We start from the raw sequence: 26047 nt of genomic DNA on the forward strand, positions 1-26047 counted from the left end.
TTAGCGTGATGCCGCAAAGATAAAGTCCAGCAGCTCAGGCGACACCAGTTCACTCATCGCAAAGGGCGCGGCAACAGGGATAGCGGCAACGGTCCAGGTTTCCGCAGCAATATTGGTAAAAGTACCGCGATCGCGGGAGGTGTTACCCAGTGCGTCGTAGAATCCCGGTACTTGTCCACCGATGAAATCGTGCGTCCCGGCAAAGCTTTCGACAATATTATCGCCTATATCCCCAAAGAAGCTTCCCGGCTTATACGTACCGAAAAATGTTAACTTACCGTCGCTCCCCTGGAAGCCGCCGGTAGGTCCGAAAAGGCCGTCGGCAAGGGGATCCGCACGAAGTTTTTCCAGCGTATCGAGTTTCGGTGTGCCAGTGTAGATAACACGGCCTTTGTCATTGAGTTGCAGGATCTTAGGATTATTGTTAACGGTCTGGCAGCGTTCATTATTGCCGTCGCAATAAATATCCAGGGATACCCTGACACCGCCCGCTTTGATACCGTCATACAAGCCGTTACTTTTACCCGAAATATTGCTGTCAACATTTCCGCCTTTATCTTCAATCCCGCCGAATAACATCGAGTTTTTAATCGTCTCCTCACGCATTTTCGTGGCGGCCAGCGAGAGCGTACCCTGCGTAATGGCCGCGTCCGGCGAACCGGCCACCACGCCCACCAGCGTTTGCAGGAAGCGGCGCTGATACTGGAGCTTATAGACTTCCGCCAGTGCGGCATCGCGTTTTTCGACATCGCCAGACTCGATCGCCGCATGCAAATCAGCGCGCGCCGCTGCCTGCTTACCATCCAGGTAAGAATTAATCTGGTTGTTGGCGTTCTCTTTGAAATCGCGCGTCACTTTTACCTGCAGGTTCAGCTCTTTCAACACCTTGTCTTTATCGAAGTTGTTGGCCAGCTTACCGGAGTTCGCCGCGGCGGTTTCCGTGGTGATGTCCGTCTTAACGCCCTCGATAGCCTGCTGCTGGTCAGCCGGGCGGGTGAGGGTGATATTGCTGGTGTTGATGCCGCTACGGGTGACTGAGCTGTCGCTGTCACTGTCGTGCCCGATACCGAAGCTGACATTCTTATCCAGCGAGGCATAGCCATTTGCCGGAAGCTGGTAGCCCTCTTCGGTGGTGACGGTTTTGTTGTTCTGACGGGCGGCATGATCCCCCAGACCCAGATCGGCGTTCATGCTCATAGAGCCGCCAATGCCAAAGCCGTTGCCTTCGTATTCAGAACGGTTGTTAATATCGCTCCAGCTCAGCGTACCGGTACTGAGCTGGTTTCTGCCCGCCAGTTCAGCGCTTTCGCTGGAGGTGATCAGCCCGCCTTTCAGGTCGGTATGATCTTTCACGTTGATGTTATAGCCGTTTTCACCCGCAAAGACGCCGGACTGCTCCTGCACTGAGGCGTAATCAGCATTGACCTTCGACTGGCTATAGTTGCCCGACGCGGAGAAACCAAAGCCGACGGTGACCTGGCCGCCCATATCTTTCTGCTTGCCCTCGTAGCGCGAGGTGTCCTGGAGGCTTTCGATATTCAGGTTTTCCGCCGTAATATCCACGCCTTTACCCAGTACCTGGCCGCCGCGCAGCGTGGTGGTGCCGCCGCTGGTGATCGAGGTGAAACCGTCCAGATCGCCGACATGGCTGTTGCGCCAGTAAACGTCGTCACCGTTGCCATAGCCTTTGCCTTTATTAGCACCCGCGGTGACGCCGAAGGAGGCACCCCCCTGGCCGTAGCTCACCGCGACCCCGGCGTTCCAGCCGCTGGATTTATTGTCGCTGCGGGTATGACTCTCCTGTTGGGCGGCAACGATATTGACGTCGTTATCCGCAAACAACGTGGTGCCTTGTTTACCGCTGACGTCGGAGCCGATGATATTGATGTCGGACTGCTCGCCGCCGGTCGCCACCACAATCGCCTGTTTCCCGGCGTTCACTTTACTGGCGAGCGCGCTGGTACGATTGGTGTCTTCGGTGTTGGTCTGTTTACTCTGCCCGTAGGTGAGGGAAACGCTGACGTTCTGCGCCATCGCCTGAGCGCCGTTATCCATCACGCCCTGCGCGGCGTTCATCATGGTGCTGGCTGCCCGCGCGCTGTCCCATGCGGCGTTGGCGGCGGCCAGCATATTCACGCGATCGTCGTTACTCTTACCGACGGTCTGCGTGGTGTTAACCACGCTTTGCAGCGCCTGCACCACCGGCACGTTCACCGCCAGCGTAAAGCCTTTCTGTTCAACGGTACGTTTGTACTGCGAGGCGTAGGTGTCCTGCGCCGCCTCGATGGTGACATTTTTCCCCTGAATGCCGACGTTGCCGTTCGGCGAGGCGACGCTGCTGCCCGTCTGACGGTAGTCATTACCGGCAATCAGCACGGTATCCCCTTGCAGGCTGCCGACCATCGAGCCCTGACCGGCTTTCGCCTGGCTCGCCTGCTCGGTGGTTTCCTGGCGTGAGCCGACGGTAAAGCCGATGCCGCCAGAGCTTAACAGGCCAGATTTTTTCTCCTGCCGGAGGTGCGTTTCGTCGTTGCGCCCGCCCATCGTGGTGAGGGTCAGATCGTTGCCCGCGCGCAGGGCGACGTCGTCAGTGCCGACGACATTACTGCCCGCGACGGTCAGGTTGTTGCCCGCCACGATGTTCACCGATCCCGCGCTCAGTTCGCTGCCCTGCACCTGTTGTCTGTCCACGGTATCGCGTGTTTTGGTGGTGGTTTTCGACAACCAGCCGTTGCCGCCCACCACTTTATGCCGCTCATCCAGCGTGCTGTCGTTGAGCACACCTTCGATGTTGACGTCGTGATCGGCACGCATGGCGAGCGCGCCGTCAGTTTTCACCGCCGCGCCACGGGCATTAATGTCATTGCCTGCGCCCAGCACCACGCCACCGCTGGCGACGACCTGGCTGCCGGTATGATCGCGGCTGCTTTGCGTCAGGCTGTTATCCGCATCCCACACCAGCTTGTCGCCGCGCGCGGTAGTGACGGTATCGAGATTCAGATCGCGTCCGGCCACCAGCTGCGCCTTGCCGTTTTCACCGCTGGCGATCACCTGGGCGCCGGTCAGGGTAATGTCCCGCCCGGACTGCAACGCCAGTTTGCCGTCATCCCCCTGCACGTAAATGCCGGAAACGCTGTTGATGGTGGTACGGGTGAAGCTGTTCTCACCGCTGACGCTCTCAGCACTTCTCACCGTGCTGGTGACGTTGAGATCGCGGCCTGCGTTTGCCAGCAGCGTGTCGTTGCCGACGATCGCCCCGTCGATATTGTTAATGTCGCGGCGGGCATTCAGGCGCACATCCGCGCCCTGGATCCGGCCCGCCTGGTTAGTGATGTTCTCGGCATCGAGTTGCAGCACGCGGCGTCCGGCGATGGTGCCGGAGTTAAACAGATCGCCATTAAGCTTCATTGACACATTGTTGCCGGCGATCAGCGCGCCGGAGCCGTCGATGTCGCCCGGTTTCACTTTCGCGTACACCTGCGGGATCAGCACGTTTTGCTGAGAGCCGTCCGGCATCTGCACGCGGGTGTTCACCAGCCAGACAATATCGCCGGTCAGTAACGCCATCTGCTCCGGCGTCAGCGCCACGCCCAGTTTCAGCGAGTACTGTTTGCCGAAGGTGATGCCTTTATCCATGAGCGCTTTAAACTGCTCTTCGTCATTGTTGTAGCCGTCGAGGTAGCGCTGACCGGTGATGCCCACCACCTGCTCACGCACCAGCCGCTGCTCGTAGTAGCCATCGCCCAGACGCTTGATGGTGTTGTCGCCATTGTTGCTAAAGGCGTTTTGCATATAGTCGCTGCCGAGCCACTGGCGCTCGTTGGTGAAGCGCGGATCGGTTTCCACCAGATACGGCACGTCTACCGATGGATTCACCTTAAACAGGCTGTTATCCGGCAGCGCGGTATTCGCGCCGACGATGCGGATCGCGCCCTGCGCCGGATTGACTTCAAACTGCTGTCCGGCAGGCGGCGTAACCGGTTCTCCCGGCGAGACGGTCTGCTGCCACGGCGCATGACCGGCATCATTGACACCGGCGTTAACCAGATTCGCCCGATCAATAGTGACGTCGGTGCCCGGTGTCTGTAACGGATTAAGGGGAATATTGCTGCCTTCTACGCTGCCGTTGCTGACCAACTGGCCCGGTCTGAGGGTGATCAACTGGATCGCCGTTGGTGGCACATAGGCGGTTTTGTCACGACCCTGTTCATCGCTGCCTTTGTGGCGAATACGGTGATAGTGGGTGACCGTACCGACATCGGTGGTATGGCGTTCGCCGCCCACGCCATCGTTTTTCACGACAGTGACGCCGTCCGTGTTAAGCGTTCCGCCTGCGACAACCTGGCTGTTATCGTTAAACAGTTGATCGCCGTTAAGGGTCAGATTGCCGCCTGCGAGGATCTTCGCCGGATCGCTCTCCTGAATGCGTGTCTCTTCTACCGTGCGGGTGAAGTCATACTGATTGAAGTTGTCGTTACCGTGTCCGGTTTTGCCGGGGGTGTTGAGGTTGCGCAGGCGATCGGCGGAGTTGCGGTCAACGAAGACGCCTTCATCGCCCGCTCTCCAGCGGTCGGTGGAGCCTTTGTGCTGATACTCGGTCAGTTGCTCCTGGGAAACCGTCACCAGCGCGGTGGAGAAATGATCGTTAATGTTGTTGATCTGCCCGGCGTTGATCGTCATGTTGCCCGCAGATTCGATGGTGGAACTGTGGTTATTGAGCGACGCCGCGCGGCCGGTGGCAACACCTTTGTCATCCAGCGCGCCGCCAATCGCCATTTCGCCTGCGCTGTAGATCAGCGCGTGATCGTGGTTGTTCAGGGTCTGCACGCCCAGATCAACACGCTCGCGCCCGGCAAGCGTAGCCGCCGTGCCGTTTTCCGTCAGGTTATTAAAGGTCCCGGCGTTAACGCCCACTGCATCGCCGTAAATGCGTCCACTGCCGATATTGTTCAGCGTTCCGGCATTAAGACGTGTGATGCTGCCGTCGATCAGGCCACGGTTCTCCAGCGTACCCTGTGCGTTGAGGGTGTTACGTCCGGCGGTGATCTCACCGCTGGCGGTATTGTTGATATTGGCGCTTTGTACGTCCAGCGCGCCGCCCGCCAGCAGTTTGCCGCTGTTGGTCAGATCGCCTGCGGTGGTCACGGTCGCGTTACCGTTGGCGGCGAGGGTGCCGCTGTTATTAAGCGACTGCCCGCTGTTAAGCGTCATATCACCCAGCGACAGCAACTGGCCGCTGCCGTCGATATAACCGGCGTTCACCGTTAACTGTTGACCGGCTTTCGCTGTCCCGCCCTGGTTCTGCAATTGCAGCCCGTCGCCGCCCAGATCCAGCAGGCCGGAGGACGCCAGCGCCCCGGCGTTGTTATTCAGTTCACCGTTATTACGCACGGTCAGGGCCTCATCCGCGAGGATGCTGCCGCTCTGGTTATTCAGGCTGCCGGTATTGAGCGCCACCTTCTGGCCTTCCAGCCCCTGATTGTCGCCCAGCGTATTCTGGTTGATAAGGTTAACGGCGTTTACCGTCACCGCTTTGCCGCCGCGGATCAGCCCGGAGAGGTTGTTTACCACGCCGCCCGCACTGTCGAGCAGCAGATCGCCCAGCGACTGGATCTGCCCGCCGCTGTTTTGCAGATTATTGCTGTGCAGACGGGTGGCGGATTCGCCGATCACCCGGCCGCCGTTCTGGTTATCAAGCGTACCGGCGGTAATATCGGCATCACCTTTCGCCGCCAGCGTACCGCCCGCATTATTCACTGAATCCCCTGAAAGGGTCAGCGCCCCAAGGCTGTTCAGCGTGCCGCCAGTGTTGTTCAGCCCGGCGGTGGTGACGTCAACGCGGTTGCCCTGCATCAGCCCGGTGGTGTTATCGAGTGACGCGGTGGGGGAGAGGGTAAGGCCGTCGGTGGCGACCAGTTGCCCGTCGCGGTTGTTCAGCGTTGTGCCGCTGAAATCGAGGTTTTTACCCGCCAGCGTCACGCCGCCGCTGTTATCAAACGCGCCTGCCGTCAGCGTCATATCGCCGAGGCTAGTGAGGCCGCCTTTGTCGCCGCTGTTACGGTTGTTCAGCGTGTCTGCACGGAGGCGCAGCGCGTCGCCGCTCTGGATCAGACCGCCGTCATCGTTGTTCAGCGTCGTGCCGTCAAGGGTCAGCGCCTGTTGCGCGGCCAGTTGCCCGCCCTGATTGTTCAGCGTCCCGGCGTTAATGGTCGCCGTATCGCCGCTCACCAGCGTACCTTGCTGGTTTTGCACCGTATCCGCCGTGAGCGTTAACGCCTTGCCCGCACCCGTGGTGCCGCTCTGGTTATCCAGCGTGCCGCCGGTCAGCGTCATGGCGTCACCGGATTTCAGCGAGCCATTCTGGTTATTAAGGGTGGCGAACTGCGCCTCCAGCGCCTGCTCGGAACCGAGCTGGCCGCCGGTGTTATCAATATCGCCGCCGGTGAGGGTAAAGTTACCGCCGCTGGCGAGGAAGCCGTTCTGGTTATTGATCGCGCCGCTGGTGAGATCCAGCGTCCCGTGCGACAGCAGTGAACCGTCCTGGTTGTTAAAGGTGCCGTTATTCAGCGCCAGCGTCGCTCCCTCGGCAACGATCACCCCTTGCTGGTTATCCAGCCCGGCGGCAGTAATGCGCTGGGTTTTCGCCGCTTCGATACGGCCATGGGTGTTGTTCAGCACGTCCGTGCTGCGAATATCGCCGTCGCCCTTCGAGGCGGAGATCAGGCCGTCCTGGTTGTTGATCGTCCCGGCCTTGAGCGTGGCATCGCCTGCCACCGCCAGCAGCTGACCGCCGGTGTTATCGATGGACGTCGCGCCCAACTGTACATTGCCGTTGGCGGCGATCTGCCCGTGCTGGTTATCGATGTTACCCGGCAGCGTAACGGCGAGCGTGCCGCTGCCGGCCTGGATCAGCTTGCCTTTCTGGTTCGACAGGCTACCCGCGTTAACGGTGAGCGCGTCGGCGCTCAGGCTGCCGCCATTGTTATTGAGCTGTTTTCCGGTACGCACAGTCAGTTCGCTGGCGTTAACCTGCGCGTTTTGCGTGTTCAGATCGCCCGCGCCGCCGTCCAGCAGCATGCGTTTCGCCTGGGTCTGGCTACCGCTGACATCCACGCCCTGGCCGCGCGCGCTGAGGTTGCCGCCTGCCAGCGTCTGACCGTTAGCGGTCAGTTGCCCGCGAGTATCAAGCTGTAAATCACCGCGGTCTGCCAGCTTACCGTCGTTATTTACCCCGGCGGCCAGCACACTGTCTTTGCTGCTGGTGAGGGACGCGGCGCGGACCTGCACGTTTTTACCGCCGGTCAACACGCCGCTGTTGCTGAATTCGCCCGCCGTCTGCACCGCGACGTTTTCGCTGCCGCGAGTGATGCCGCTGTTTTCGATGCGCCCGTCAGCGGTGAGGGTGACGGTGCCAGCCTGCGCGCCAATCGCCCCGGCGTTACGCACGCCGACGCCCTGTTCAGTGCCCACCATGCGGATCTTACCGGCATACATCCCGCCGAGGCTGGAGACATCCACCGCCAGCTGTGGGCGGGTAGCGGCATCGTCGCTGCCTTTGATAATGCGGCCGTGGTCGGCATCCACCTGGTTGCGCCCGGTGGTGACTTTCAGATCTTTGGCCCACAACCCGGCGTTCACTTTGACGGAGCGGGCGATGATGTCGGTGTAATCCGCGCCGGAGGTGTCGAGGCCTGCGCCATCCACCACCACTTCGCCGCGTTCTACCTTATAGCCGGTCAGGTTGCCGTTGTTCATTTGCACCTGACCGGTGGTCAGGGTGGCGCGATTGGTATTGATAAAGCCGCAGCCGCTACAGGTGATGCCCGCCGGGTTGGCGATCACCACCTGGGCTTTTTGCCCGGCGACTTCGATCATGCCGTTCAGCTTGCTGGGATCGCGGGAACTGACTTCGTTAAGTATGACCTTCGCTTCGCCTCTTGCCAGCCACGGGTTGCCCGTTACCATGCCGCCCAGCTGCGTCTGCACATTTTTGTGGGAGTTATTAAGGATCGCCCCCTGCTTGCTGACGTCGAACTGGGTGTAGTCGTTGCGCGAGACGCCTGCTTTCGATGGCGTCTGGATATTGACCTGCGTGGTGCCGTTAGCGCTTTTTAGTACCGTCGGCTGTTGGTTTTTCGGCGCGCCGGGGTTAGCGACAATCGCCGCTTGCGCCGTATGCACCACGCCCATCGCCAGCCACAGGCTAAAGCTCAGTGCGCTGACTTTGCCAATCAGACGGCTATGGTTATGGCCGATGCCCGAAGAACGGGAAGAACCCGCGCGGCCTGAGCGGGCGATGTCGGCCACCACCATCAGCATGCCGCGTGCTTTGTTGAAAACGATGCGGTACAGGTTCTTATTCATGGTGCATTCCTTTAAAAACTTCCGGCAGGTTGACGCTGAGCGGGTGGGCGAGCTGCCAGGTGTGTGCTTGTTCGCGGTTGACGTGGTTGCCATGCAGCATCAACACACGTTTGCCGAGCTGTTGACCCCGATGATGCAGGGCGCGGAAACAGTGATCCGGGAAGAGATCGCGGCGGATCAGACTGCCCATTGCCAGGGTATGGCCAAAGGGGGCGATCCAGTCGATACACCACATGCGATCGCCTGAGTCCCAGTCCTCTTCCTGCATTTCAATGGCCGGGCGCGTGAGATAGCGTGCTTCCGACTCCGGGTTAAGCCACGCCCAGCTGAAAAAGAAAATCGGCCGTTCGTCTTTCGCCACCAGCACGTACTGGCGGCGTTTAATAATCGGCAGCAGCAGCGTGGGCAGGGCGTGCAGCGGTGCATCCCGGTGCAGCGGGGAGTGCATCCACAGCCAGACGCTGGCGCCGAGCACTTCCGCTTCGTTTTCATCCCCGCCGAGGAGCAGCGGGGCTTTGATGTCGTATTCGCCGACGCGCATCACCAGCTCCAATTCAGGTTAAACCCGAGGGTAGCGGAACTGGTGCGGAACCCGTCCGGCTTCGAGAAAGGCCGCCCGGCGAACAGGTCGTAGCCGGTGTTGAACGCGCTGCCGCGCAGCCCGACGACGCCGCCTGCCAGATGTTTGCCGATCAGCGGCTCTGAGCTGTATCCGCCCACTTCACCGTAGTCGGCGCCGAGATAGAGTTCCTGATTAGGCAGCGGTGTGCTCCAGGCGATGTCGTTACGCACATACCAGCCGTGGCTGGCGCTCAGCGTGCGCTCGCCGTCAAAGCCCCGTACCGTCCAGCGACTGCCGAGCGCGAACTGCTCCTGCGGCGTCAGCGGGGTGTTGCTCGCCTGGCGTTGATACTGCACGTTGTAGCGGAAATGCTGTGAGCCAAGCTCAAACGGCAGATCCAGCCCGGCATTAAGCAGAATGATTTTGCTCAGCGCGGTGGCGTCTCCCACGTATTCCTCCGGCGCACGTTGCGCGCCAAACCAGCGGGTACCGCGCTGATAGCTGATGCCCGCGTCGAGGGTCGCCTGACCGATGTAGTGGCGATGCTGCAAGCCTGCGCGCCATGCCGCCGTCTGCCGACGTTGCACACCCACTTCGGTATCGTCGATATAGCTGCGGGTTTCGCGCCCCATCACTTCATAGGTGAACGAGGTTTTCTGCGAGCCGCTACGGTGCAGGACACGGCTCAACTGCACGTTGAGGTTTTTGCTTTTGCCGCTGTAGCGGTAATCGGCGTTATCACCCGCCACCGTCTGGTGGTAGTCATAATCGCTGCCGGTGATGCCCAGCATCCAGTAACCGAAAGGCACGGAATAGTGCGCGGTATAGTTCTTGCTGCCTTTGCCGCCTTTATTGTCCAGATCGTGGCTGGCGGAGACATAGAGCAGATCGCTCAGTGAGAAAGGATTATCCAGCGACAGGGTCGCACCGCCCTGATACCGACCCGTCGATGTGGTGCCGGAGTCATCCAGTGACAGCCCCAGACGCCACATTTTCGACTGTTTGCGGGTGATCACCACATCGCTCTCACCGGGTTTTTCACCGGGGACAATTTCCATGCTGGCTTCCACGGTGGGCAGACGCTGTAAGTTTTCCAGCCCTTGCTCAATGTCGCGCAGATCCAGCAGTTTGCCCTCATGCGCCGGGAAGGCGCTGTAGAGCTGGATATAGTCGTCGCTGTCGTCGGTCAGTTTTACATGGCGAATATTGCCCGGCACCAGCGCCAGCTTCAGCGTGCCGCTTTTCAAATCCTGCGACGGAGCCAGCACGCGGGTGGTGATCCAGCCGTGATCCACAATACGGTTTTGCAGGGTGCTCATCAGCAGGTTAATCCCCTTACCGCCCAGGCAACGGCCTTCCGCCTGGCTGGCGATATGCTGCAAGGGCAGCCAGCGGGGCAGGGCGTCTTTGCCGCTTATTTCAACGCGCTGAATGGCAAAGCACGGCGTTTCGGTGGGGAAATTAATCCGCCCATACCCGGAAGACGGCTCCGATAAACGAACGTCCGGCACCGGCGGCGTAAGCTGTTGCTCAATTGCTCGCTGGCGCTGTTGCTGAATAATAAATTGATCGTCCGGCCCGGCAGCAAGGGCTGAAAAAGGAACGGACAGGCTGCTGACAGCCGATATTATTATCGCTATTTTGTTTGACGAATTCATCGGACTTCCGCGCTGTGTAATAGAAAAAGGAGGCAATGTGAAGATATGTAAAATTGTTTAAAAATTAGCGTCTGATGAAAAGGGGGATTAATCCTAAAGGCCCGACCATTGCGGCCCAGAACCATCCCCAAATCTGGTAGGGAAGGGATAAAATAGCGAAAAACAGCAAATAAGAAGCAGCTTAAGACGATTTTTGCTCCACGCGCATCACCCCTCAGGGCGCGGCTTAATACGGTGGCACATTACTCTTTTTACGGGCAGATCATAACACCCTGGTTCAGCGGCCAGCCGGTATATTATTTTTCCTGTTGGGCACCATAGGGACAGTGTTTAAAACGACAATCGGGTCTTTTAGAACAGTCATGAATAAACGGATCGTTATTTCCGGGACACTCAATATTATTTCTGAAGGACGCCCACAGCGAGGGTGAGAAGGGAAAGGCATGAATGATATTAATATCGCGTTTACGATCATTCGCAGTCAGACCAACAGGCGTCGTGGATAATGTATTGCCTTTGTGCAAAAAGTAATCGCCACGATACCATAAGATAATATTAAGGTTACGCATAGAGGATACCGCTGCGAATGCCGTACCTGTTTGAGGACATGCGAGAGCCTGTTTTACAAACCATTCCATTTGTGTCGGTTCTCCTGAGCTTATTTCGGATTATTCTCTATCCTGGGTGTTAAGGATAACGACTCAGAATGTCGTGTCGAGGCTGCTTTAATAACCATTCTTAAGCTGACAAAAAATAGGTTTCTTTATATTTCCTTGCATAGCAGAGGTTAATCGTTAAGCAATTAACGGATTGAGAGACGCGGGCGAGGGTGGGGGGACGAAATGTTGAGCAGGATAAGCAGATAAAAGGCGGGCTGCGACCCGCTGGGCAGAGCGTCTTTTGCTTTTCTGTCTGCTGCCCGTCTGTATCTTAGCGCTCTGGCCGCAGGCGGGTGCGCGACAACCGCCCCGGCATGGCGGGGCGGCGTATCATCAACCCGTTAATATTTAACGATAAAAGATTTTTTTTAACAGGAAACCCTCACCAGCACACATAGATAATGCTTATTTATATAAAGTGGTTATTATTATCAATTGAGTTTTTCCTTATCGCACTTTTATCGTGAAGCATATGAAACTGAAAACACATTTTTCTGCTGGGGCTTTTTTTCTGATCCTTCTTGCTGTTCTGTTCCCCTTCGCTGCAGATATGCATATTCCCCTGGTTCATGGAAAGGTGGTGGAATGGATTGAAAACGGGCAGGCAGTATGGCTGTTGTTTGGCGCGATCTTTACCGCATTCTACATCAGACCGCTCTCGCTGGAGAACGGATCCAGGCAGTTTTGGCTGTGGGCAGTGGTCTGGTGGCTGGTGCTGTTTGGCAGAAGTACCAGTTGGGGACGGGACTATTTCCCTGAAGAACCGAGAATTTTATTCCGGACGATTTCAGTGCTCTTAATTGCAGCGCTGGTGTTGCCCGTTATATTTTCCTCCGTGCTGCGGAATGCGATTGTGTTTCGACTGAGGACGCTTCGTTTACCGTTATGGATGTCCATTATCGTCGTGGCGACGTTTTTAATTGCTGATGCCGTTGAACATCACCGTCTGCTGTCGCCGATATTTTTACACGATCTCCGTTATGGCGAATTGATGGAAGAGCTTTATGAAAATATTTTTATGATTGGTCTTTTTATTGTTTGTCTGGATATTATGCGCAACGAAAAAGAATCTCTGCGCCGTCCACCCGTGACCAAAATGGAAAGCTAGATTATTGTAATAATGCCTGCTGGCTACGCAGGCATTCCACGTTTCTCCTTCATGCAGACGCTACACAAGCGCCAGGATTTATCGCGCTGTCAGTCGCGGATAAAAGCAGTGGCTGAATTTTGCAGATATAGGTCGCATTGTCATTTATATCCGACAGTACCAGAGACATCGCGCCAATCTTAACGTTATTGCCAATCCTCACTCCGCCAAGAATACATGAATTCGCACCGATGGTGACGTTATTGCCAAGGGTTGCCACCGAGTGATCGTCATCATCTCTGACGCCGATGGTGACATTCTGGTGGATAATCGCATGATCACCGATGACGACGCCATCGGAAATAACGACCCCGGTCAGGTGAATAAATTTAGGTTTTTTGCCAATGGTGGCACGCAATCCCACTTCAGAAGCATAGCGGCTTTGCAGTTTCCAGTTGATTTTCCGGGCGACCCGTTTTTGCGACTTATTACCATGAACGAACATGTGGTTTGCCAGCCGCCACCACATCAAAAAGTGACGGGTTCTGCATCGATGAGCAATATACAGCCGTAAAAGGGATAATTTCCCCGTGGGTGTGATCTCATCTCGCCATATCTGTTTCAATGGTGCGCTTTTTTTTGATAGTAAAAACGTAATTATCTGTATTGTTTTCAATTATCATTACCGTAGTTGGGGACCGCATTAATTTCAGTGGGTTAAGCACAATCTGCAATGCGTATATTGTCAGAGGCGATAGCTGGCAGGGAGATTAACAAAGATGCCGCCCGATGTCTGTAGTCACCACGCAGCGCTGCCTGCGGTTTCGTTAAGACACTCCGCGCGAAATTAAAGAATACTCTCAATATCCTGGGGATTTTGCCGGTTCGTATAACGTGCGTAACCTTTACACTAAACTTAATAGCCGTGAAGCAGATAAAAGGAGTTCACATGAAATTATGGCCTGTTGTGACGGGTGTCGCTATTGCGCTGACGCTGGTCGCCTGCAAATCCCCTACGCCGCCAAAAGGCGTGAAGCCCATCAGCGGTTTTGACGCCAGTCGCTATCTTGGTAAATGGTACGAAGTGGCCCGTCTGGAGAATCGCTTCGAGCGCGGGCTGGAGCAGGTCACCGCTGATTACGGCAAGCGCAGCGACGGCGGGATCCGCGTGCTCAACCGCGGTTACGATCCGGTGAAAAAAGCATGGAGCGAGAGCGAAGGCAAAGCCTATTTCACCGGCGAGCCAACCACTGCTGCGCTGAAAGTATCATTCTTTGGTCCGTTCTACGGCGGGTATAACGTGATCAAGCTGGATGACAATTACCAGTATGCGCTGGTGAGCGGCCCGAACCGCGACTATCTGTGGATCCTGTCGCGTACCCCAACCCTGCCGGACGCGGTGAAACAGGATTATCTGAATACCGCACGTGCGCTGGGCTTCCGGGTCGATCAGCTGGTGTGGGTGAAGCAGTAACCTTGCGGGGCAACGAAACCGCTCCTGCATGAGGAGCGGGTGAGGTCTGACATCACCTGTCAGCGCGACCGGACAGGATGTATGCGGTAAAGGCGCTGGCGCAGTCCAGCGCTCAAACGGCAGTGCGCTTATACATCCTTCGCGGATGGCCAATTTTCCCGTACAGCATCTCTACCGTCAGAAAACCAATCTCCACGCAGTGTTCCAGGTAACGCCGCGTGGTGGTTTTACTCAGGCCGGTTTCGTTCACCACGTCGTCCACAGAGAAACAATGGGCGTCCTGGTCAGAAAACAGCGTCTGCACCCGCGCGAGGGTATTCTCTTCAATGCCTTTGCTGCCGTTATCCTGACGGTAGTTTTTGGCCTGTAGCTGGTAGAGCGAATCGACGTTCTGCTGATCGACAATTTTCCATACCCGTTGTTGCTCGGCAAACTGCACAAAGCGCTCAAGCGACTGGCTAAGCCGTTTCCAGGAGACGGGTTTGAGAATGTAATCGAATGCGCCGTTGCGAATAGCGAGGCTACAGGTGTTCATGTCGCTCGCCGCAGTAATAAAAATCACTGAGCAGTTGGCGCGCGCCAGCATGGGGTTGCTGATAAGCGTTATGCCTTTACCGTCGGGCAGATAATTGTCCAGCAGCAGCAGTTTTGGCTGTTTACTCTCCAGCTGTGCCATGGCATCAGCCAGCGAGGAGGCGATGCCCACCAGACGCAGGCGCGGGTGTTTAGTGATAAGTTCCGCGTGCAGTTGCGCCAGTTCGTTCTCGTCTTCAACAATCAATACGTCGATAAGTTCATGTTGCATAGTCGGTATCTTCCAGTTCCTGTGCGGGGCGGCGGGCGGTTCCCGCGGTGGGAATGAACAGTGAAAAAATCGCGCCACGCGGCGTGTTGTCGGCCACTTCGATGGTACCGCCAGCCTGGGTGACATAGCTTTCAATCAGATACAGGCCAATGCCGTGATCGCCGCGCGTTTTGGTGGTGATCCCGCGTTCAAAGATCCGCTCACGGATCGCCGGGGTAATGCCTGTGCCTTGATCGGCCACTTCGAGGATCAGCTCCTGCTCGTTCAGTTTGATCAGCACTTCTACCGGCTCATGCGGGAGCGGGGAACGCTGTGTCGCTTCGATGGCGTTATCCAGTAAGTTACCAATGATAGAAATCAATTCCGCTTCCGACAGCGGCAGGAAGGGTTTATCCATCCGGCAGGCGGGATCGAAATTCAGCGCCACCCCTTTCTCACGCGCACGGGCGGCTTTCCCTAACAGCAGGCCACACAGGGTCGGTGAGTTAAAGCGCGACGAGATAAAATCCAGTAATTCTTGCGCGTGCTCAGACTGCGCCTGTATGTAGCCGATAGCCTCCTCATAGCGTCCCATATGCAGCAGGCCGGAAAGCGTTGTCATGCGGTTAAGCTGTTCGTGGCGCATGATGCGCAGGTTATCGACATAGCGTTTTACCTGGCTTAACTGGGCGCTCAGCGAGTCAATTTCATTGCGATCGCGAAACGTGATCACCCAGCCCTGAAGGGAATTTTCCAGCATGATCCGCACCCGGCTGGCAATCACGGTAAGATCGTTAAAGCGGCAGATCTCATCGTGGGTATCTTTTTGCAGCAGGGTTGGCACAGTGAAGAAAGGCACCGGTTCGATGACCTGGCCGATGCGCTGGCCGCGTAGTTCGCGCGCAGGCTGGCTTAATTTCAGTAGTTTCCTGGCCGCCTGGTTGATCACTTCAATGCGCAGATCCTTGTCGATGGCGATCACGCCTTCGTAAATAGATTCCATCATGGCCTTTTGCTGGCGCACCAGCAGACCGATTTCGCGTGGCTCCAGGGAGAAGATCTGTTTTTTAATACTGTGGGTGAAAAACCAGGAGAAGATAAACAGCGCGATCAGCAACAGCACGGCGGCAATCAGGATATTGACCACTTTATTGACGGTAATGGTGTCAAGATAGCTGGTGAGATACCCCACCGAAACGATCCCCACTACCTGCCCGGCCTGGTTAAAAATGGGCGCTTTGCTGCGCAGCGAAATACCCAGCCCGCCCTTGCGGATCGTGGTGGTGCTTTTACCCTGTAACACCTCGTCGTTGTCGCCGCCGACCAGGGTGGTGCCTACGCGATCGGCAAAAACCGAATGAAACAGATGACGGCCTTTATTATCACCAATCACAATAAAGCTCGCATCGCTGCGGGCGGCTATTTTTTGCATGAACTCCTGAATGGATTTGATATTTTTTTGCGCGACTTCATTACGCAGGGAAGGAATAATCGCAATTTCCTCTGCCTGTATTTTTGCACGCGCGCTCATTTCCTGATATAGCTGTCTGCCGACATCGAAATAATAATAGCCTCCCAGCAATGCAAACAGCACTGAGAAAAAAGCTACCAGCGAAAAAAACAGCTTAATCTGGAACGATACTTTCATCATTATCACGCGCGGATCGAATAAGATTCTGCAATATATCATCTTTTCCGGCGCTTACCCCCGCTTTGCCGAAAAGTTGTGATCCCTTACACAGCACGCTGTGTAAAAGATTTATCTGCATCAACCCTCGTTCTGGCGCTAAATTAGCAGTTGTTATGTATATGTTGGAAGATGAAAAGAAACCATAAAAACCACGACGATAAATATGGCGTTAATCACATTAAATAAAAGAAACCATTAAAACCATAGGTGCCATTAAAACTTCGCTTTTAGTATGTGTCTCCTCACATAAACTAAGTCTTTGTGATCTTAAGCTGCATGCACAAAATAACCAAAGGGGCTTATTATGAGCACAACTGACGATTCTTTCTCTGTTACCCACGACCCGATAAATATTCAACGGCCATCGTTCAAAGAGCGCTGGTGGAACATTATGGACACCTGGAAAGTCGGGATCATTCCTCTGCCGCTGTTCGTCCTGGCGGGGGCGCTGATCGCGATTGATTGCCTGGGCGGTAAACTACCCAGTGACATCGTGGTGATGGTGGCAACGCTGGCGTTCTTCGGCTTTGCCTGCGGCGAGTTCGGCAAGCGCTTACCGATTGTCGGCAAACTGGGCGCGGCGGCGATCTGCGCCACCTTCATCCCGTCAGCGATGGTCTATTACGGTCTGCTGCCGGACGTGGTGGTGGAATCCACCACCAAATTCTATAAATCCACCAACATTCTTTATCTCTATATCTGCTGCATTATTGTCGGCAGCATCATGAGCATGAACCGCACCGTGCTGATCCAGGGCTTCCTGCGCATCTTCTTCCCGATGCTGTGCGGCGAAATCGTCGGCATGCTGGTGGGGATGGGCGTGGGCCTGGCGCTCGGTCTTGAGCCGTTCCAGATCTTCTTCTTTATCATTCTGCCGATCATGGCGGGCGGCGTCGGGGAAGGGGCGATCCCGCTCTCCATTGGTTACGCCACCTTGCTGCATATGGATCAGGGCGTGGCGCTTGGTCGCGTACTGCCGATGGTGATGCTCGGCGGCCTGACGGCGATCATTATCTCCGGCTGCCTGAACCAGCTCGGTAAACGCTACCCGCATCTGACCGGTGAAGGCCAGCTGATGCCCAACCGTGCCAACGCCGATGCAACGGAGACCCAACCGGCCTTCTCCGGCAAAGCGGACGTCACGACCATTGCCTCCGGCGCGCTGCTGGCGGTGCTGCTCTATATGCTGGGTATGCTCGGTCATAAGCTGATTGGTCTGCCAGCCCCGGTCGGCATGCTGTTTGTCGCGGTGCTGGTCAAGCTGTGTAACGGCGCCTCCCCCCGTCTGCTGGAAGGTTCGCAGGTGGTGTACAAATTCTTCCAGACCTCAGTGACCTACCCGATCCTGTTCGCCGTCGGCGTGGCCATTACGCCGTGGCAGGAACTGGTCAATGCCTTCACCGTCAGCAACCTGCTGGTGATCGTCAGTACCGTCTCCGCGCTGGTGGCCACCGGTTTCTTCGTCGGTAAAAAGATTGGTATGCACCCGATTGATGTCGCCATCGTCTCCTGCTGCCAGAGCGGCCAGGGCGGTACCGGCGATGTGGCGATCCTCACCGCAGGCAACCGCATGAGCCTGATGCCGTTCGCCCAGATTGCTACCCGTATCGGCGGGGCGATTAACGTCTCTATCTCGCTGCTGATACTGGGCAACTTCCTCGTTTAAGTTTTCAGGAAAGAACCATGAAACTCGCAAGCTTTATCTATCAAGGTCAACGCAGCTACGGCATCGTCAAAGCCGATGGCGTGGTGAATTTAGGTCGCCGGTTAGGGGATCGCTACCGCGACCTGAAGGCGCTGCTCCAGGGTAACGGCATGGTGGAAGCCGCGCGCTTTCTCAACGATGCCGTGGATGTGCCGATGGAAGCCATCACCTTTTTACCGGTGATTGAGCAGCCGGAGAAAATTCTCTGTGTCGGCATGAACTACGCCGCCAAGCGGCAGGAGTTTGACCAGCACAACCCGGCACCGACGCTGTTTGTCCGCTTTCCGGATTCGCAGACCGGCCACAATGAACCGGTGTTAAAACCCCGCCATTCCAGTGAATTTGATTATGAAGGTGAGCTGGCGGTGATTATCGGTAAAGCGGGGGAGAACATCAGTCGCGACGACGCGCTGCGCCATGTGGCGGGCTACAGCTGCTACATGGATGGTTCGGCGCGCGACTGGCAGCACACCTGGTTTACGGCAGGTAAAAACTGGCGGCAGACCGGTGCGTTTGGCCCGTGGATGGCAACCGCCGATGAGATCCCGGATCCGCATCAGTTAGCGATCCGCACCTGGCTCAACGGTCGTATGGTGCAGGAAGACAACACCAGCAGCATGATCCACAAGGTCGCGGAGCTGATCGAGTACATCAGCACCTTCACCCGTCTCAGTCCGGGGGACGTGATTATCACCGGCTCCCCTGGCGGCGTCGGTAAAAAGCGTAACCCGCCGCTGTTTATGCACGCGGGGGATCGCATTGAGGTGGAGATCGAGCATATCGGTCATCTGAGTAACGTCATCATGGACGCGCCGGTCACCGGGCTTGCGGCGGCACACTGAGAAAGGCGGCGGTATGCAATCACAACCCACTATTGATTTTCGGCACACGCTGGTGGCGAACCATCCGCAACGTGTCAGCCAGATCCGTCATCTGCTGGCCGACAGCGGCCTCGGTATGGACAACGACATCACGCTGTTTGTCGAAGCCTGGTCAGGGACGCAGCTGGTGGGGTGTGCAGGGCTTGCCGCCAACGTCATTAAGTGTGTGGCGGTAGACGAGCGGTTACGTGGCGAAAACCTGAGCGCGCGGTTGCTGGCGGAAGTGGAAAATGCGGCGCTGGCACGCGGTCATTTTCATCTCTTTCTCTGTACACGTCCGTGCAATGAAGAACGGTTTGGCCGCAGTGGTTTCTGGCCGCTTGCCCGCAGCGGTAACCATGCGGTGCTGATGGAGAACACACCGCAGGGCATCGCACGTTATTGCCGGTCGCTAAGCGCGCAGCGCAAAGGCGGGGAGAACATCGGCGGCATTGTGATGAACGCCAATCCGTTCACTCTCGGCCATCGTCATCTGGTGGCACAGGCGGCGCGACAGTGTGACTGGCTGCACCTGTTTGTGGTGCGTGAAGATGCATCGTTCTTTCCGTTCAGCGCCCGGCTGGCCATGGTGCGCGCCGGGGTGGCTCATCTGCCGAACGTCACCGTGCACGAAGGCTCGGCGTACATCATCTCCCGCGCCACCTTTCCGGCCTACTTCCTGAAGGAAACCGGGAAAGTGCAACAGGCGTGGAGTGAGATCGACGTGCTGATTTTTCGCGATTTCATCGCCCCCGCGCTCGGTATCACTCACCGCTTTATTGGCTCGGAGCCGTTTTGCGCGATCACCCGCCAGTACAACCAGACGCTGCATGAGTTGCTCGCCTCGCATATTGAGGTGGTGGAAATGCCGCGCCTCAAGGCCACGGGCAACGCCATTTCGGCGTCGGAAGTGCGCCATTTACTCAAGACACAGCAGTTTTCCCGGATCCGGGAGATTGTCCCGGACTCCACCTTCGCGCACCTCGAAGCACACTATCGTGCAAGTGCGGAAGTCGCTTAACTATCAGGAATTTATTATGAATATTGTAAGGGAGGCGCTGGCCGGCACGCAGGAGTCCAGCGACCTGATGGTGAAAATCGCCCCCGCCGACGGCGAGCTGGAGATTGTCATCCACAGTGAAGTGATCAAGCAGTTTGGCGAGCAGATCCGCCGGGTGGTGGACGACACGTTACGCGCCATGAACGTGCAGCAGGGATTAATCATTATTGAAGACAAAGGGGCGCTGGACTGTGTGATCCGCGCCCGCCTGCAAAGCGCGCTGCTGCGCGCCGCGGATGATCAGGAGCTCAATTGGGGGGCGCTGAAATGAGCAAACTCCGCCGCAGTATGCTGTTCCTGCCGGGGGCGAACGCCGCCATGCTTTCAACCGCATTTATCTATCGCCCCGATTCCATCATGTTTGATCTGGAAGACGCCGTTGCCCTGCGCGAAAAAGATAGCGCTCGTCTGCTGGTATTTCACGCTTTGCAGCACCCGATGTATCAGGATATTGAAACCGTCGTGCGCATTAACCCGCTGAGCACGCCCTTTGGCCTGCTCGATCTGGAAGCCGCCGTGCGCGCCGGGGTTGACGTGATCCGTCTGCCGAAAACCGATACCCCGGATGACATTTATGAGCTGGAAGGTCACCTGGCGCGTATCGAGCGCGAGTGCGGGCGCAAGCCAGGTTCCACCCGCGTGATGGCAGCGATTGAATCAGCCATTGGCGTGATCAACGCCGTGGCGATCGCCCGCAGCTCCCCGCGCTTAATCGGCATCGCGCTGGCCGCCTTTGACTATGTGATGGATATGCAGACCGAACGCGGCGACGGCACCGAACTGTTTTATGCCCGCTGCGCCGTGCTCCATGCCGCCCGCGCCGCCGGTATCGACGCTTTCGATGTGGTGTGGTCAGACGTTAACGACGAGGCCGGATTTCTGCGCGAGGTCGAGCTTATTCGCAAGATGGGCTTTAACGGCAAATCACTGATTAACCCGCGTCAGATCGATCTGCTGCATAACGCCTACGCGCCAACCCCGCAGGAAGTGGATCACGCCAGACGGGTGATCGACGCGGCAGAAGAGGGCGAACGTAATGGCCTCGGCGTGGTGTCGCTCAACGGCAAAATGGTTGACGCACCAATTATTCACCACGCGCAGGTTGTGCTGGAACGCGCGGCGGCCTCCGGCGTGCGTCGTTAAGGACGAGATAATGAATCAGACAGAACTGCTCCACGACTATTTTCCCCATTTGCGGGACCTGAAACCCTTTGATACAGCGCACAGCATGACGCCGTGGCTGGCAGACAGCGACGCTAAGCACAACCGCAAACTGTGCGCCTCTCTCGAAGACGCGGTGAAGCGCAGCGGCTTACAGGACGGGATGACCATCTCTTTCCACCACGCCTTTCGCGAGGGCGATCGGGTGATCAACAGCGTGGTGGCGCTGCTGGCCCGCATGGGTTTTAAAAATCTGACGCTGGCTTCCAGCTCGCTGATGACCTGTAACGACGCCTTAATTGAACACATTAAAAGCGGCGTTATCACCCGCATTTATACCTCGGGTATGCGCGGTAAGCTGGCGGAGGCCATCTCGCACGGCCTGATGGACGAGCCGGTGCAAATCCACTCCCACGGCGGGCGCGTCAAACTGTTGCAGGACGGCGAGCTGAATATCGACGTGGCCTTTCTTGGCGTGCCGTGCAGCGATGAATTTGGTAACGCCAACGGCACGCACGGCAAATCCTGCTGCGGCTCTCTAGGCTATGCGATGGTGGATGCGCACTTTGCCCGCACCGTGGTGCTGCTGACCGAAGAACTGGTGCCATTCCCCAATATGCCCGCCAGCCTGGTGCAGGATCAGGTGGATTACATCGTGCAGGTGCCGAGCGTGGGCGATCCGGCAAAAATCAGCGTCGGCGCGGCGCGCGTCACCAGCAATCCGCGCGAACTGATGATCGCCCGCTACGCCGCAGAGGTGATTGAACACTCAGGTTATTTCAGAACGGGCTTCTCGATGCAGACCGGCTCTGGCGCGGCGGCCACCGCCTGCACACGGTTTATGGAAGAGAAGATGGAGCGCAGCGGCGTAAAAGCGCGTTTCGCGCTGGGGGGCATCACCGGCAGCCTGGTGGATCTGCACGAGAAAGGGCTGATTGAAACGCTGCTCGATACCCAGTGTTTTGACGGCCAGGCCGCCGCCTCGCTGGCGCGTAACCCGAACCATGTGGAGATCTCCACCAACGTTTACGCTAACCCCGGCAGTAAAGCCGCGTGCTGTGATCAGCTCGATGTGGTGATCCTCAGCGCGCTGGAAATCGACGTCGATTTTAACGTCAACGTGATCACCGGTTCTGACGGCGTAATGCGCGGTGCCTCCGGCGGGCACTGCGATGTTGCCGCCGCCGCCAACCTGACCATTGTGGTCGCGCCCCTGCTGCGCAGCCGCATCCCGACGGTGGTGAAACGGGTGACCACGCGCCTGACGCCGGGGGAGAGCATCGACGTGCTGGTGACCGATCACGGCATCGCGGTTAATCCGGCGCGCCCGGAAATCCGCGAGCGGCTAACAGATGCCGGGCTGAAGATCGTCGACATCAATGCGCTCTTTGAACGGGCGATTTCACTGACTGGCGTGCCAAAACCCATTGAGTTTACCGACAAAATCGTTGGCGTCATCCGCTACCGCGACGGCAGCGTGATCGACACTGTGCGACAAGTGAAGGAGTAACAGATGACGATTGCGACACCCGTGCGGACGGGTGTCAGCCTGGATGAACTGCTGGCGGCGAAAGAGCGCCGCGCAGCACGCCAGACTGACTGGCTCACGCACTATCAACAACCGGTCATGTCCCTGACGCTGGTGACGCCGGGGGCAATTAAAGACAGCCTGCGCTATCGCAATACCATGGGCGTGGCGTTACAGATGTGCGATCAACTGCTGTGGGAACACCGCTGGCAGGTGCTGGATCGTCAGGTGCTGTGGCTGCCGACCGGGCCAGAAGCGCTATGGTGTGTGGCGCATCATGCCGCGGAAATCAAAGCCCACTGCGCCGCGCTGGAACAAAATCATCCCCTTGGCCGACTGTGGGATGTGGATGTGATTTGCCCGCAGCACGGTCATGTCGGGCGGCAGTCGTTGGGGGCGCAGCAGCGTCGCTGCCTGCTTTGCGATGCGCCGGCGCATGCCTGTTCCCGTTCACGACATCATCCTGTTGAGCAGGTAGTGGCTCGCGTGGAGAAGCTGATCGATGACTGGTTTGCCCGCGACTAAACCGCGCCCGGCGGAGGTGCCAGGGCTTGCCGAAGAGGCGCTGTGGCAGGAGCTGGAGCTGACGCCAAAGCCAGGGCTGGTGGATACGCTTAACAGCGGTGCGCACCGCGATATGGATCACGCACTGTTTGCCCGCAGCATTACCGCGATCGCGCCGTGGTTTGCGCGTTTTGCCGAGCTGGGTAACGCCCATGCGGATAAACCCGCCGCTGAGCAACTGCGCCTGATCCGCCCGATGGGTATCGCCTGTGAGCAGGCGATGTATGCCGCAACCGGCGGCGTCAACACCCACAAAGGAGGGATATTTGCCCTCGGCTTGATCTGTTTCGCCGCCGGGCGTGTGACAACGGTATCGTCTGAATGTCTTTGCAATGAAGTCAGCCAGATCACGCGCGGGCTGGTGGCGCGTGAACTGGCAGAACGCAGCGGCCAGGCCACCGCAGGCGAGCGGCAATATCAGCAATATGGATTAACCGGCGCGCGCGGCGAGGCGGAAAGCGGCTTTGCCACGGTGCGAAAGGCACTATCGACATGGAACGGCCAGCCGCTTCACCACCTGCTGTTACGCCTGATGGCAATCAATCAGGACAGCAATCTTGTCGCCCGCGGCGGCATCGATGGATTACGTTATGTACAGGGTTATGCGCGCAGATTACTGGCGGATGGCTGGGATCATCATGCGCTGGTGACGATGGACCGGGCGCTGATCGACAGGAATTTAAGTCCCGGCGGCAGCGCGGATTTGCTGTCGGTGGGATGGGTACTGGCGAGGGTGACGGGCTTAATGTGAACGCATCAGCGTTAAGTCGTCTGCTCTTTCATTGACTGGCCGAATGCGTTAGCGTCATGGCAACCGTTTCTAAGGGTCAATGATGGAGAAGGTATGAAGGCCAGGATCGTCGAAATACTGCAATACACCCTGAAAAAAGAGTCTGGTGAGGCGTTTCATCAGGTGATGCGTGAAATAAGTGTTCCACTCCATGTCCGTAACGGTATTGATGTTGTGGCGTATGGAAACTCTTTGCACGATGCGGACAGCTATTACCTTATCCGTGCCTTTGAGAGCGAAGAACAGATGAAAAGCGTTCTTGACGATTTCTACGCCAGTGCAGACTGGAGAGAGGGTCCTCGAGAAGCCATCATCAACCGAATTGAAACCAGCCTGAAAGCGGTTTTGATGCTTTCCGGGAGAGCGGTGGAGGGGATGCGGGGATAATGGCGTTAACGAAGATAGGGATTTATACGTCAAAAACAATGTAGCTTTAAGCGGTGCGAAAAAGGTTCTTAGACTTCGCGGGACAAATTCAAGGCACAAAAAAGCCCGCAGGGCTTGCGCCGGACGGGCTCTTAGGACTTCATCGGATGACTCTGGTAATCACCGATGGAGAATTTTGGTGGAGCTGGCGGGAGTTGAACCCGTGTCCGTTTTTCTTTAAGCGGCTGAAATATAATATCTTATATCACGCTTATTTTTCTGCGGCTCCTTCACGGCTCCTTTTACGTCCCGCCACTGACCAGCTTTGGTCTTTTCTCGGTGTTGCCGTCGTACTCCTTCAGATAGGATCCGTAATGCCTGAAAAGCATCTCGGGTCCTTTATGCCCCATCTGTCCAGCGAGCCAGAAAAGGTTAGTCCCCTGGCTGATGTGACGAGTCGCAAAAGTATGCCGGGTCTGGTACGGATTTCGGTACCGTATTCCCGCTTTACGTAACGTGGGCACCCATGCTTTTTTTCGTATTGCATCGGCGCTCGCCCATGGCTTATTTGTTTTCGGATCCTCAAAGATGGTCGCGTCTTTCATGAATGTGAAGGACTTCTGGGACGCGAGTACCGCCATAGCCGGATCGTTGAGCTCGACTTTACGGGTTCCAGCTTTTGTCTTGGTTCCCTTAATAACGCCGACAACGCTCGCGCTCTGCACGTGCGCCGTTTTGCCGATAAAGTCGATATCGCGCCAGCGCAGCGAGCAGAGTTCTGAGCTGCGTAACCCCGTCTGTATGGCGAACATAAACAGATTTTCCCATTGCTTGTTGCCAGCGGCAGACAAAAGAGCATTCACCTCTGCGGGGGAAAGCGGATCGACAATGTAATTGCTGTGAGCACTTGTTTTATCACTTTGGTAGCGCGATGCGGTTACCAGAGATACCGGGTTAATTTGCAATACGCCATCGGTAACGGCTTCATCAAGCGCAGAACGCAGAAACGATAGCTGATTGCGTATGGTTTTCAGGGTAGTTGTCCGGCTTTGTATCCAGGCTTTCATCGCAGCTGGTGTCAACTCGCTGGCCGGAAATTGATGTAGAGCCGCCAGTGCACTCCGGCATTTTTTATAACCACCGATTGTAGAAGGCGATAATTTTCGCGTCTCACAGATGCCAATATATTCATCAAGGTACATTTTGACAGTCTTACCGGCGGCCGCATTACCGAATATCTTTAATCGTGCTGATCGCGGAAAATACTCAGCATATACGAAGGTACCTCGCTCAATTTTATTGTGGATTTCGCCCAGTGTCCGCTCGGCATATTTGAGGTTTTTACTATTCACTTCCAGATTGGAAAGGGGTTCGCGACACTTAACCCCTTTGTATGTGAAAGTTATATTTATCGTCTCTCCCTGGCTGTGTTTCCTTACGGTCACGCCGCGCGGAAGTTTTGACGATTCTGTCTTGCCCATTTAGCGACCTCACTAAGATCTATCCATCTTTCCTTAACGCCTTCCACTTTCAGCACCTGAACACCTTCCAGCCAAACACCACGCTGTATACGCTTGTTTATGGCATCAGGCGACTCGCCAGTTTCTTTGCAATAAGTCGAGATTGGTACACAATCGAGGTTCAGCATAGTTTTCTCCGGTAGCCCGGCTGCACCCGGGCGTTTAACAATATTCGCTGGTGGCAGGAATTAACCGCTGCCAGATTGCCGAAACGT

Annotated in this window: 20 protein-coding genes; 11 read left to right on the plus strand and 9 right to left on the minus strand. The window is 56.7% G+C overall.

Features of this window, described 5'->3' with window-relative positions; translation table 11 throughout:
- The 4 genes from KW828_RS06125 to KW828_RS06140 all read right to left on the minus strand — a co-directional run bounded on the left by KW828_RS06125 (position 1) and on the right by KW828_RS06140 (position 11222).
- Positions 1–8364 (minus strand): hemagglutinin repeat-containing protein, encoded by an 8364-nt coding sequence (locus KW828_RS06125; RefSeq protein WP_218335568.1) that lies wholly within the window; start codon positions 8362–8364, stop codon positions 1–3.
- Positions 8357–8905 carry a toxin-activating lysine-acyltransferase gene (locus KW828_RS06130; protein WP_218335569.1) on the minus strand — a complete coding sequence of 183 codons (549 nt, stop codon included), beginning with the start codon at positions 8903–8905 and terminating at the stop codon, positions 8357–8359. Before KW828_RS06130 ends, KW828_RS06125 begins: the two co-directional genes overlap by 8 nt.
- Positions 8905–10584 (minus strand): ShlB/FhaC/HecB family hemolysin secretion/activation protein, encoded by a 1680-nt coding sequence (locus tag KW828_RS06135; RefSeq protein ID WP_218335570.1) that lies wholly within the window; start codon positions 10582–10584, stop codon positions 8905–8907. The genes KW828_RS06130 and KW828_RS06135 overlap by 1 nt, the downstream gene beginning before the upstream one ends.
- A 296-nt stretch (positions 10585–10880) precedes the next feature.
- On the minus strand, positions 10881–11222 hold the full coding sequence (locus KW828_RS06140) for an anti-adapter protein iraM (protein WP_218335571.1): 342 nt from the start codon (positions 11220–11222) through the stop codon (positions 10881–10883).
- A gap of 493 nt (positions 11223–11715) precedes the next feature.
- Here KW828_RS06140 and KW828_RS06145 point away from each other — a divergent pair, with 493 nt between their 5' ends.
- Positions 11716–12351 carry a hypothetical protein gene (locus KW828_RS06145; protein ID WP_218335572.1) on the plus strand — a complete coding sequence of 212 codons (636 nt, stop codon included), beginning with the start codon at positions 11716–11718 and terminating at the stop codon, positions 12349–12351.
- Positions 12352–12400: 49 nt separating this feature from the next.
- Here KW828_RS06145 and KW828_RS06150 read toward each other — a convergent pair whose 3' ends face one another.
- Complete coding sequence (locus KW828_RS06150; protein WP_218335573.1) at positions 12401–12835, minus strand: DapH/DapD/GlmU-related protein; 435 nt, start codon at positions 12833–12835, stop codon at positions 12401–12403.
- Positions 12836–13279: 444 nt separating this feature from the next.
- Between KW828_RS06150 and KW828_RS06155 the strand changes: the two genes are divergently transcribed.
- Positions 13280–13804, plus strand: coding sequence for a lipocalin family protein (locus KW828_RS06155; protein ID WP_218335574.1), 525 nt, complete (start codon positions 13280–13282; stop codon positions 13802–13804).
- Positions 13805–13916: 112 nt separating this feature from the next.
- On the opposite strand, the gene KW828_RS06160 is transcribed toward KW828_RS06155, so the two are convergent.
- Together KW828_RS06160 and KW828_RS06165 are read right to left on the minus strand one after the other, a co-directional pair.
- Positions 13917–14609 carry a response regulator gene (locus tag KW828_RS06160; protein ID WP_218335575.1) on the minus strand — a complete coding sequence of 231 codons (693 nt, stop codon included), beginning with the start codon at positions 14607–14609 and terminating at the stop codon, positions 13917–13919.
- Positions 14599–16236, minus strand: coding sequence for a sensor histidine kinase (locus tag KW828_RS06165; protein ID WP_218335648.1), 1638 nt, complete (start codon positions 16234–16236; stop codon positions 14599–14601). The genes KW828_RS06160 and KW828_RS06165 overlap by 11 nt, the downstream gene beginning before the upstream one ends.
- A 346-nt stretch (positions 16237–16582) precedes the next feature.
- Between KW828_RS06165 and KW828_RS06170 the strand changes: the two genes are divergently transcribed.
- From KW828_RS06170 to KW828_RS06210, 9 genes are all read left to right on the plus strand, one after another.
- Positions 16583–17944: a 2-hydroxycarboxylate transporter family protein gene (locus tag KW828_RS06170; protein WP_218335576.1), complete on the plus strand. Its 1362-nt coding sequence runs from the start codon at positions 16583–16585 to the stop codon at positions 17942–17944.
- Positions 17945–17961: 17 nt separating this feature from the next.
- On the plus strand, positions 17962–18825 hold the full coding sequence (locus tag KW828_RS06175; RefSeq protein ID WP_218335577.1) for a fumarylacetoacetate hydrolase family protein: 864 nt from the start codon (positions 17962–17964) through the stop codon (positions 18823–18825).
- Between the two features lie 13 nt (positions 18826–18838).
- Positions 18839–19864 carry a [citrate (pro-3S)-lyase] ligase gene (citC, locus tag KW828_RS06180; RefSeq protein ID WP_218335578.1) on the plus strand — a complete coding sequence of 342 codons (1026 nt, stop codon included), beginning with the start codon at positions 18839–18841 and terminating at the stop codon, positions 19862–19864.
- 16 nt (positions 19865–19880) lie between these two features.
- Positions 19881–20174, plus strand: a complete 294-nt coding sequence (citD, locus tag KW828_RS06185; RefSeq protein WP_218335579.1) for a citrate lyase acyl carrier protein — start codon at positions 19881–19883, stop codon at positions 20172–20174.
- Complete coding sequence (gene citE, locus KW828_RS06190) at positions 20171–21046, plus strand: citrate (pro-3S)-lyase subunit beta (RefSeq protein ID WP_218335580.1); 876 nt, start codon at positions 20171–20173, stop codon at positions 21044–21046. The genes citD and citE overlap by 4 nt, the downstream gene beginning before the upstream one ends.
- A gap of 10 nt (positions 21047–21056) precedes the next feature.
- Positions 21057–22574 (plus strand): citrate lyase subunit alpha, encoded by a 1518-nt coding sequence (gene citF, locus KW828_RS06195; protein ID WP_218335581.1) that lies wholly within the window; start codon positions 21057–21059, stop codon positions 22572–22574.
- Positions 22575–22577: 3 nt separating this feature from the next.
- Positions 22578–23117: a citrate lyase holo-[acyl-carrier protein] synthase gene (gene citX / locus KW828_RS06200; protein ID WP_218335582.1), complete on the plus strand. Its 540-nt coding sequence runs from the start codon at positions 22578–22580 to the stop codon at positions 23115–23117.
- A complete protein-coding gene (gene citG / locus KW828_RS06205) occupies positions 23095–23907 on the plus strand; it encodes a triphosphoribosyl-dephospho-CoA synthase CitG (protein WP_218335583.1) in 813 nt (270 codons plus the stop codon). The genes citX and citG overlap by 23 nt, the downstream gene beginning before the upstream one ends.
- Before the next feature lie 93 nt (positions 23908–24000).
- The gene (locus tag KW828_RS06210) at positions 24001–24333 is read left to right on the plus strand and encodes an NIPSNAP family protein (RefSeq protein WP_218335584.1); all 333 of its coding nucleotides are present in this window, start codon (positions 24001–24003) and stop codon (positions 24331–24333) included.
- A 281-nt stretch (positions 24334–24614) separates the two neighbouring features.
- On the opposite strand, the gene KW828_RS06215 is transcribed toward KW828_RS06210, so the two are convergent.
- Positions 24615–25793, minus strand: a complete 1179-nt coding sequence (locus tag KW828_RS06215; protein ID WP_218335585.1) for a site-specific integrase — start codon at positions 25791–25793, stop codon at positions 24615–24617.
- The gene (locus KW828_RS06220; RefSeq protein ID WP_218335586.1) at positions 25754–25960 is read right to left on the minus strand and encodes an excisionase; all 207 of its coding nucleotides are present in this window, start codon (positions 25958–25960) and stop codon (positions 25754–25756) included. Before KW828_RS06220 ends, KW828_RS06215 begins: the two co-directional genes overlap by 40 nt.
- Between the last annotated feature and the right edge of the window lie 87 nt (positions 25961–26047).

It is taken from the genome of Enterobacter sp. ENT03 (assembly GCF_019218745.1).
Classification (GTDB): Bacteria; Pseudomonadota; Gammaproteobacteria; order Enterobacterales; family Enterobacteriaceae; genus Enterobacter_D.

Excerpts from the sequence above, each read along its gene's own strand:
- citX (WP_218335582.1), top strand. The coding sequence starts at position 22,578 with ATGACGATTGCGACACCCGTGCGGACGGGTGTCAGCCTGGATGAACTG.
- KW828_RS06130 (WP_218335569.1), bottom strand. The coding sequence starts at position 8,905 with ATGCGCGTCGGCGAATACGACATCAAAGCCCCGCTGCTCCTCGGCGGG.
- KW828_RS06150 (WP_218335573.1), bottom strand. The coding sequence starts at position 12,835 with ATGTTCGTTCATGGTAATAAGTCGCAAAAACGGGTCGCCCGGAAAATC.
- citE (WP_218335580.1), top strand. The coding sequence starts at position 20,171 with ATGAGCAAACTCCGCCGCAGTATGCTGTTCCTGCCGGGGGCGAACGCC.
- citF (WP_218335581.1), top strand. The coding sequence starts at position 21,057 with ATGAATCAGACAGAACTGCTCCACGACTATTTTCCCCATTTGCGGGAC.
- KW828_RS06160 (WP_218335575.1), bottom strand. The coding sequence starts at position 14,609 with ATGCAACATGAACTTATCGACGTATTGATTGTTGAAGACGAGAACGAA.
- KW828_RS06170 (WP_218335576.1), top strand. The coding sequence starts at position 16,583 with ATGAGCACAACTGACGATTCTTTCTCTGTTACCCACGACCCGATAAAT.
- KW828_RS06155 (WP_218335574.1), top strand. The coding sequence starts at position 13,280 with ATGAAATTATGGCCTGTTGTGACGGGTGTCGCTATTGCGCTGACGCTG.
- KW828_RS06125 (WP_218335568.1), bottom strand. The coding sequence starts at position 8,364 with ATGAATAAGAACCTGTACCGCATCGTTTTCAACAAAGCACGCGGCATG.
- citC (WP_218335578.1), top strand. The coding sequence starts at position 18,839 with ATGCAATCACAACCCACTATTGATTTTCGGCACACGCTGGTGGCGAAC.
- KW828_RS06220 (WP_218335586.1), bottom strand. The coding sequence starts at position 25,960 with ATGCTGAACCTCGATTGTGTACCAATCTCGACTTATTGCAAAGAAACT.
- KW828_RS06210 (WP_218335584.1), top strand. The coding sequence starts at position 24,001 with ATGAAGGCCAGGATCGTCGAAATACTGCAATACACCCTGAAAAAAGAG.
- KW828_RS06135 (WP_218335570.1), bottom strand. The coding sequence starts at position 10,584 with ATGAATTCGTCAAACAAAATAGCGATAATAATATCGGCTGTCAGCAGC.
- KW828_RS06140 (WP_218335571.1), bottom strand. The coding sequence starts at position 11,222 with ATGGAATGGTTTGTAAAACAGGCTCTCGCATGTCCTCAAACAGGTACG.
- citD (WP_218335579.1), top strand. The coding sequence starts at position 19,881 with ATGAATATTGTAAGGGAGGCGCTGGCCGGCACGCAGGAGTCCAGCGAC.
- KW828_RS06165 (WP_218335648.1), bottom strand. The coding sequence starts at position 16,236 with ATGAAAGTATCGTTCCAGATTAAGCTGTTTTTTTCGCTGGTAGCTTTT.
- KW828_RS06175 (WP_218335577.1), top strand. The coding sequence starts at position 17,962 with ATGAAACTCGCAAGCTTTATCTATCAAGGTCAACGCAGCTACGGCATC.
- KW828_RS06145 (WP_218335572.1), top strand. The coding sequence starts at position 11,716 with ATGAAACTGAAAACACATTTTTCTGCTGGGGCTTTTTTTCTGATCCTT.
- KW828_RS06215 (WP_218335585.1), bottom strand. The coding sequence starts at position 25,793 with ATGGGCAAGACAGAATCGTCAAAACTTCCGCGCGGCGTGACCGTAAGG.
- citG (WP_218335583.1), top strand. The coding sequence starts at position 23,095 with ATGACTGGTTTGCCCGCGACTAAACCGCGCCCGGCGGAGGTGCCAGGG.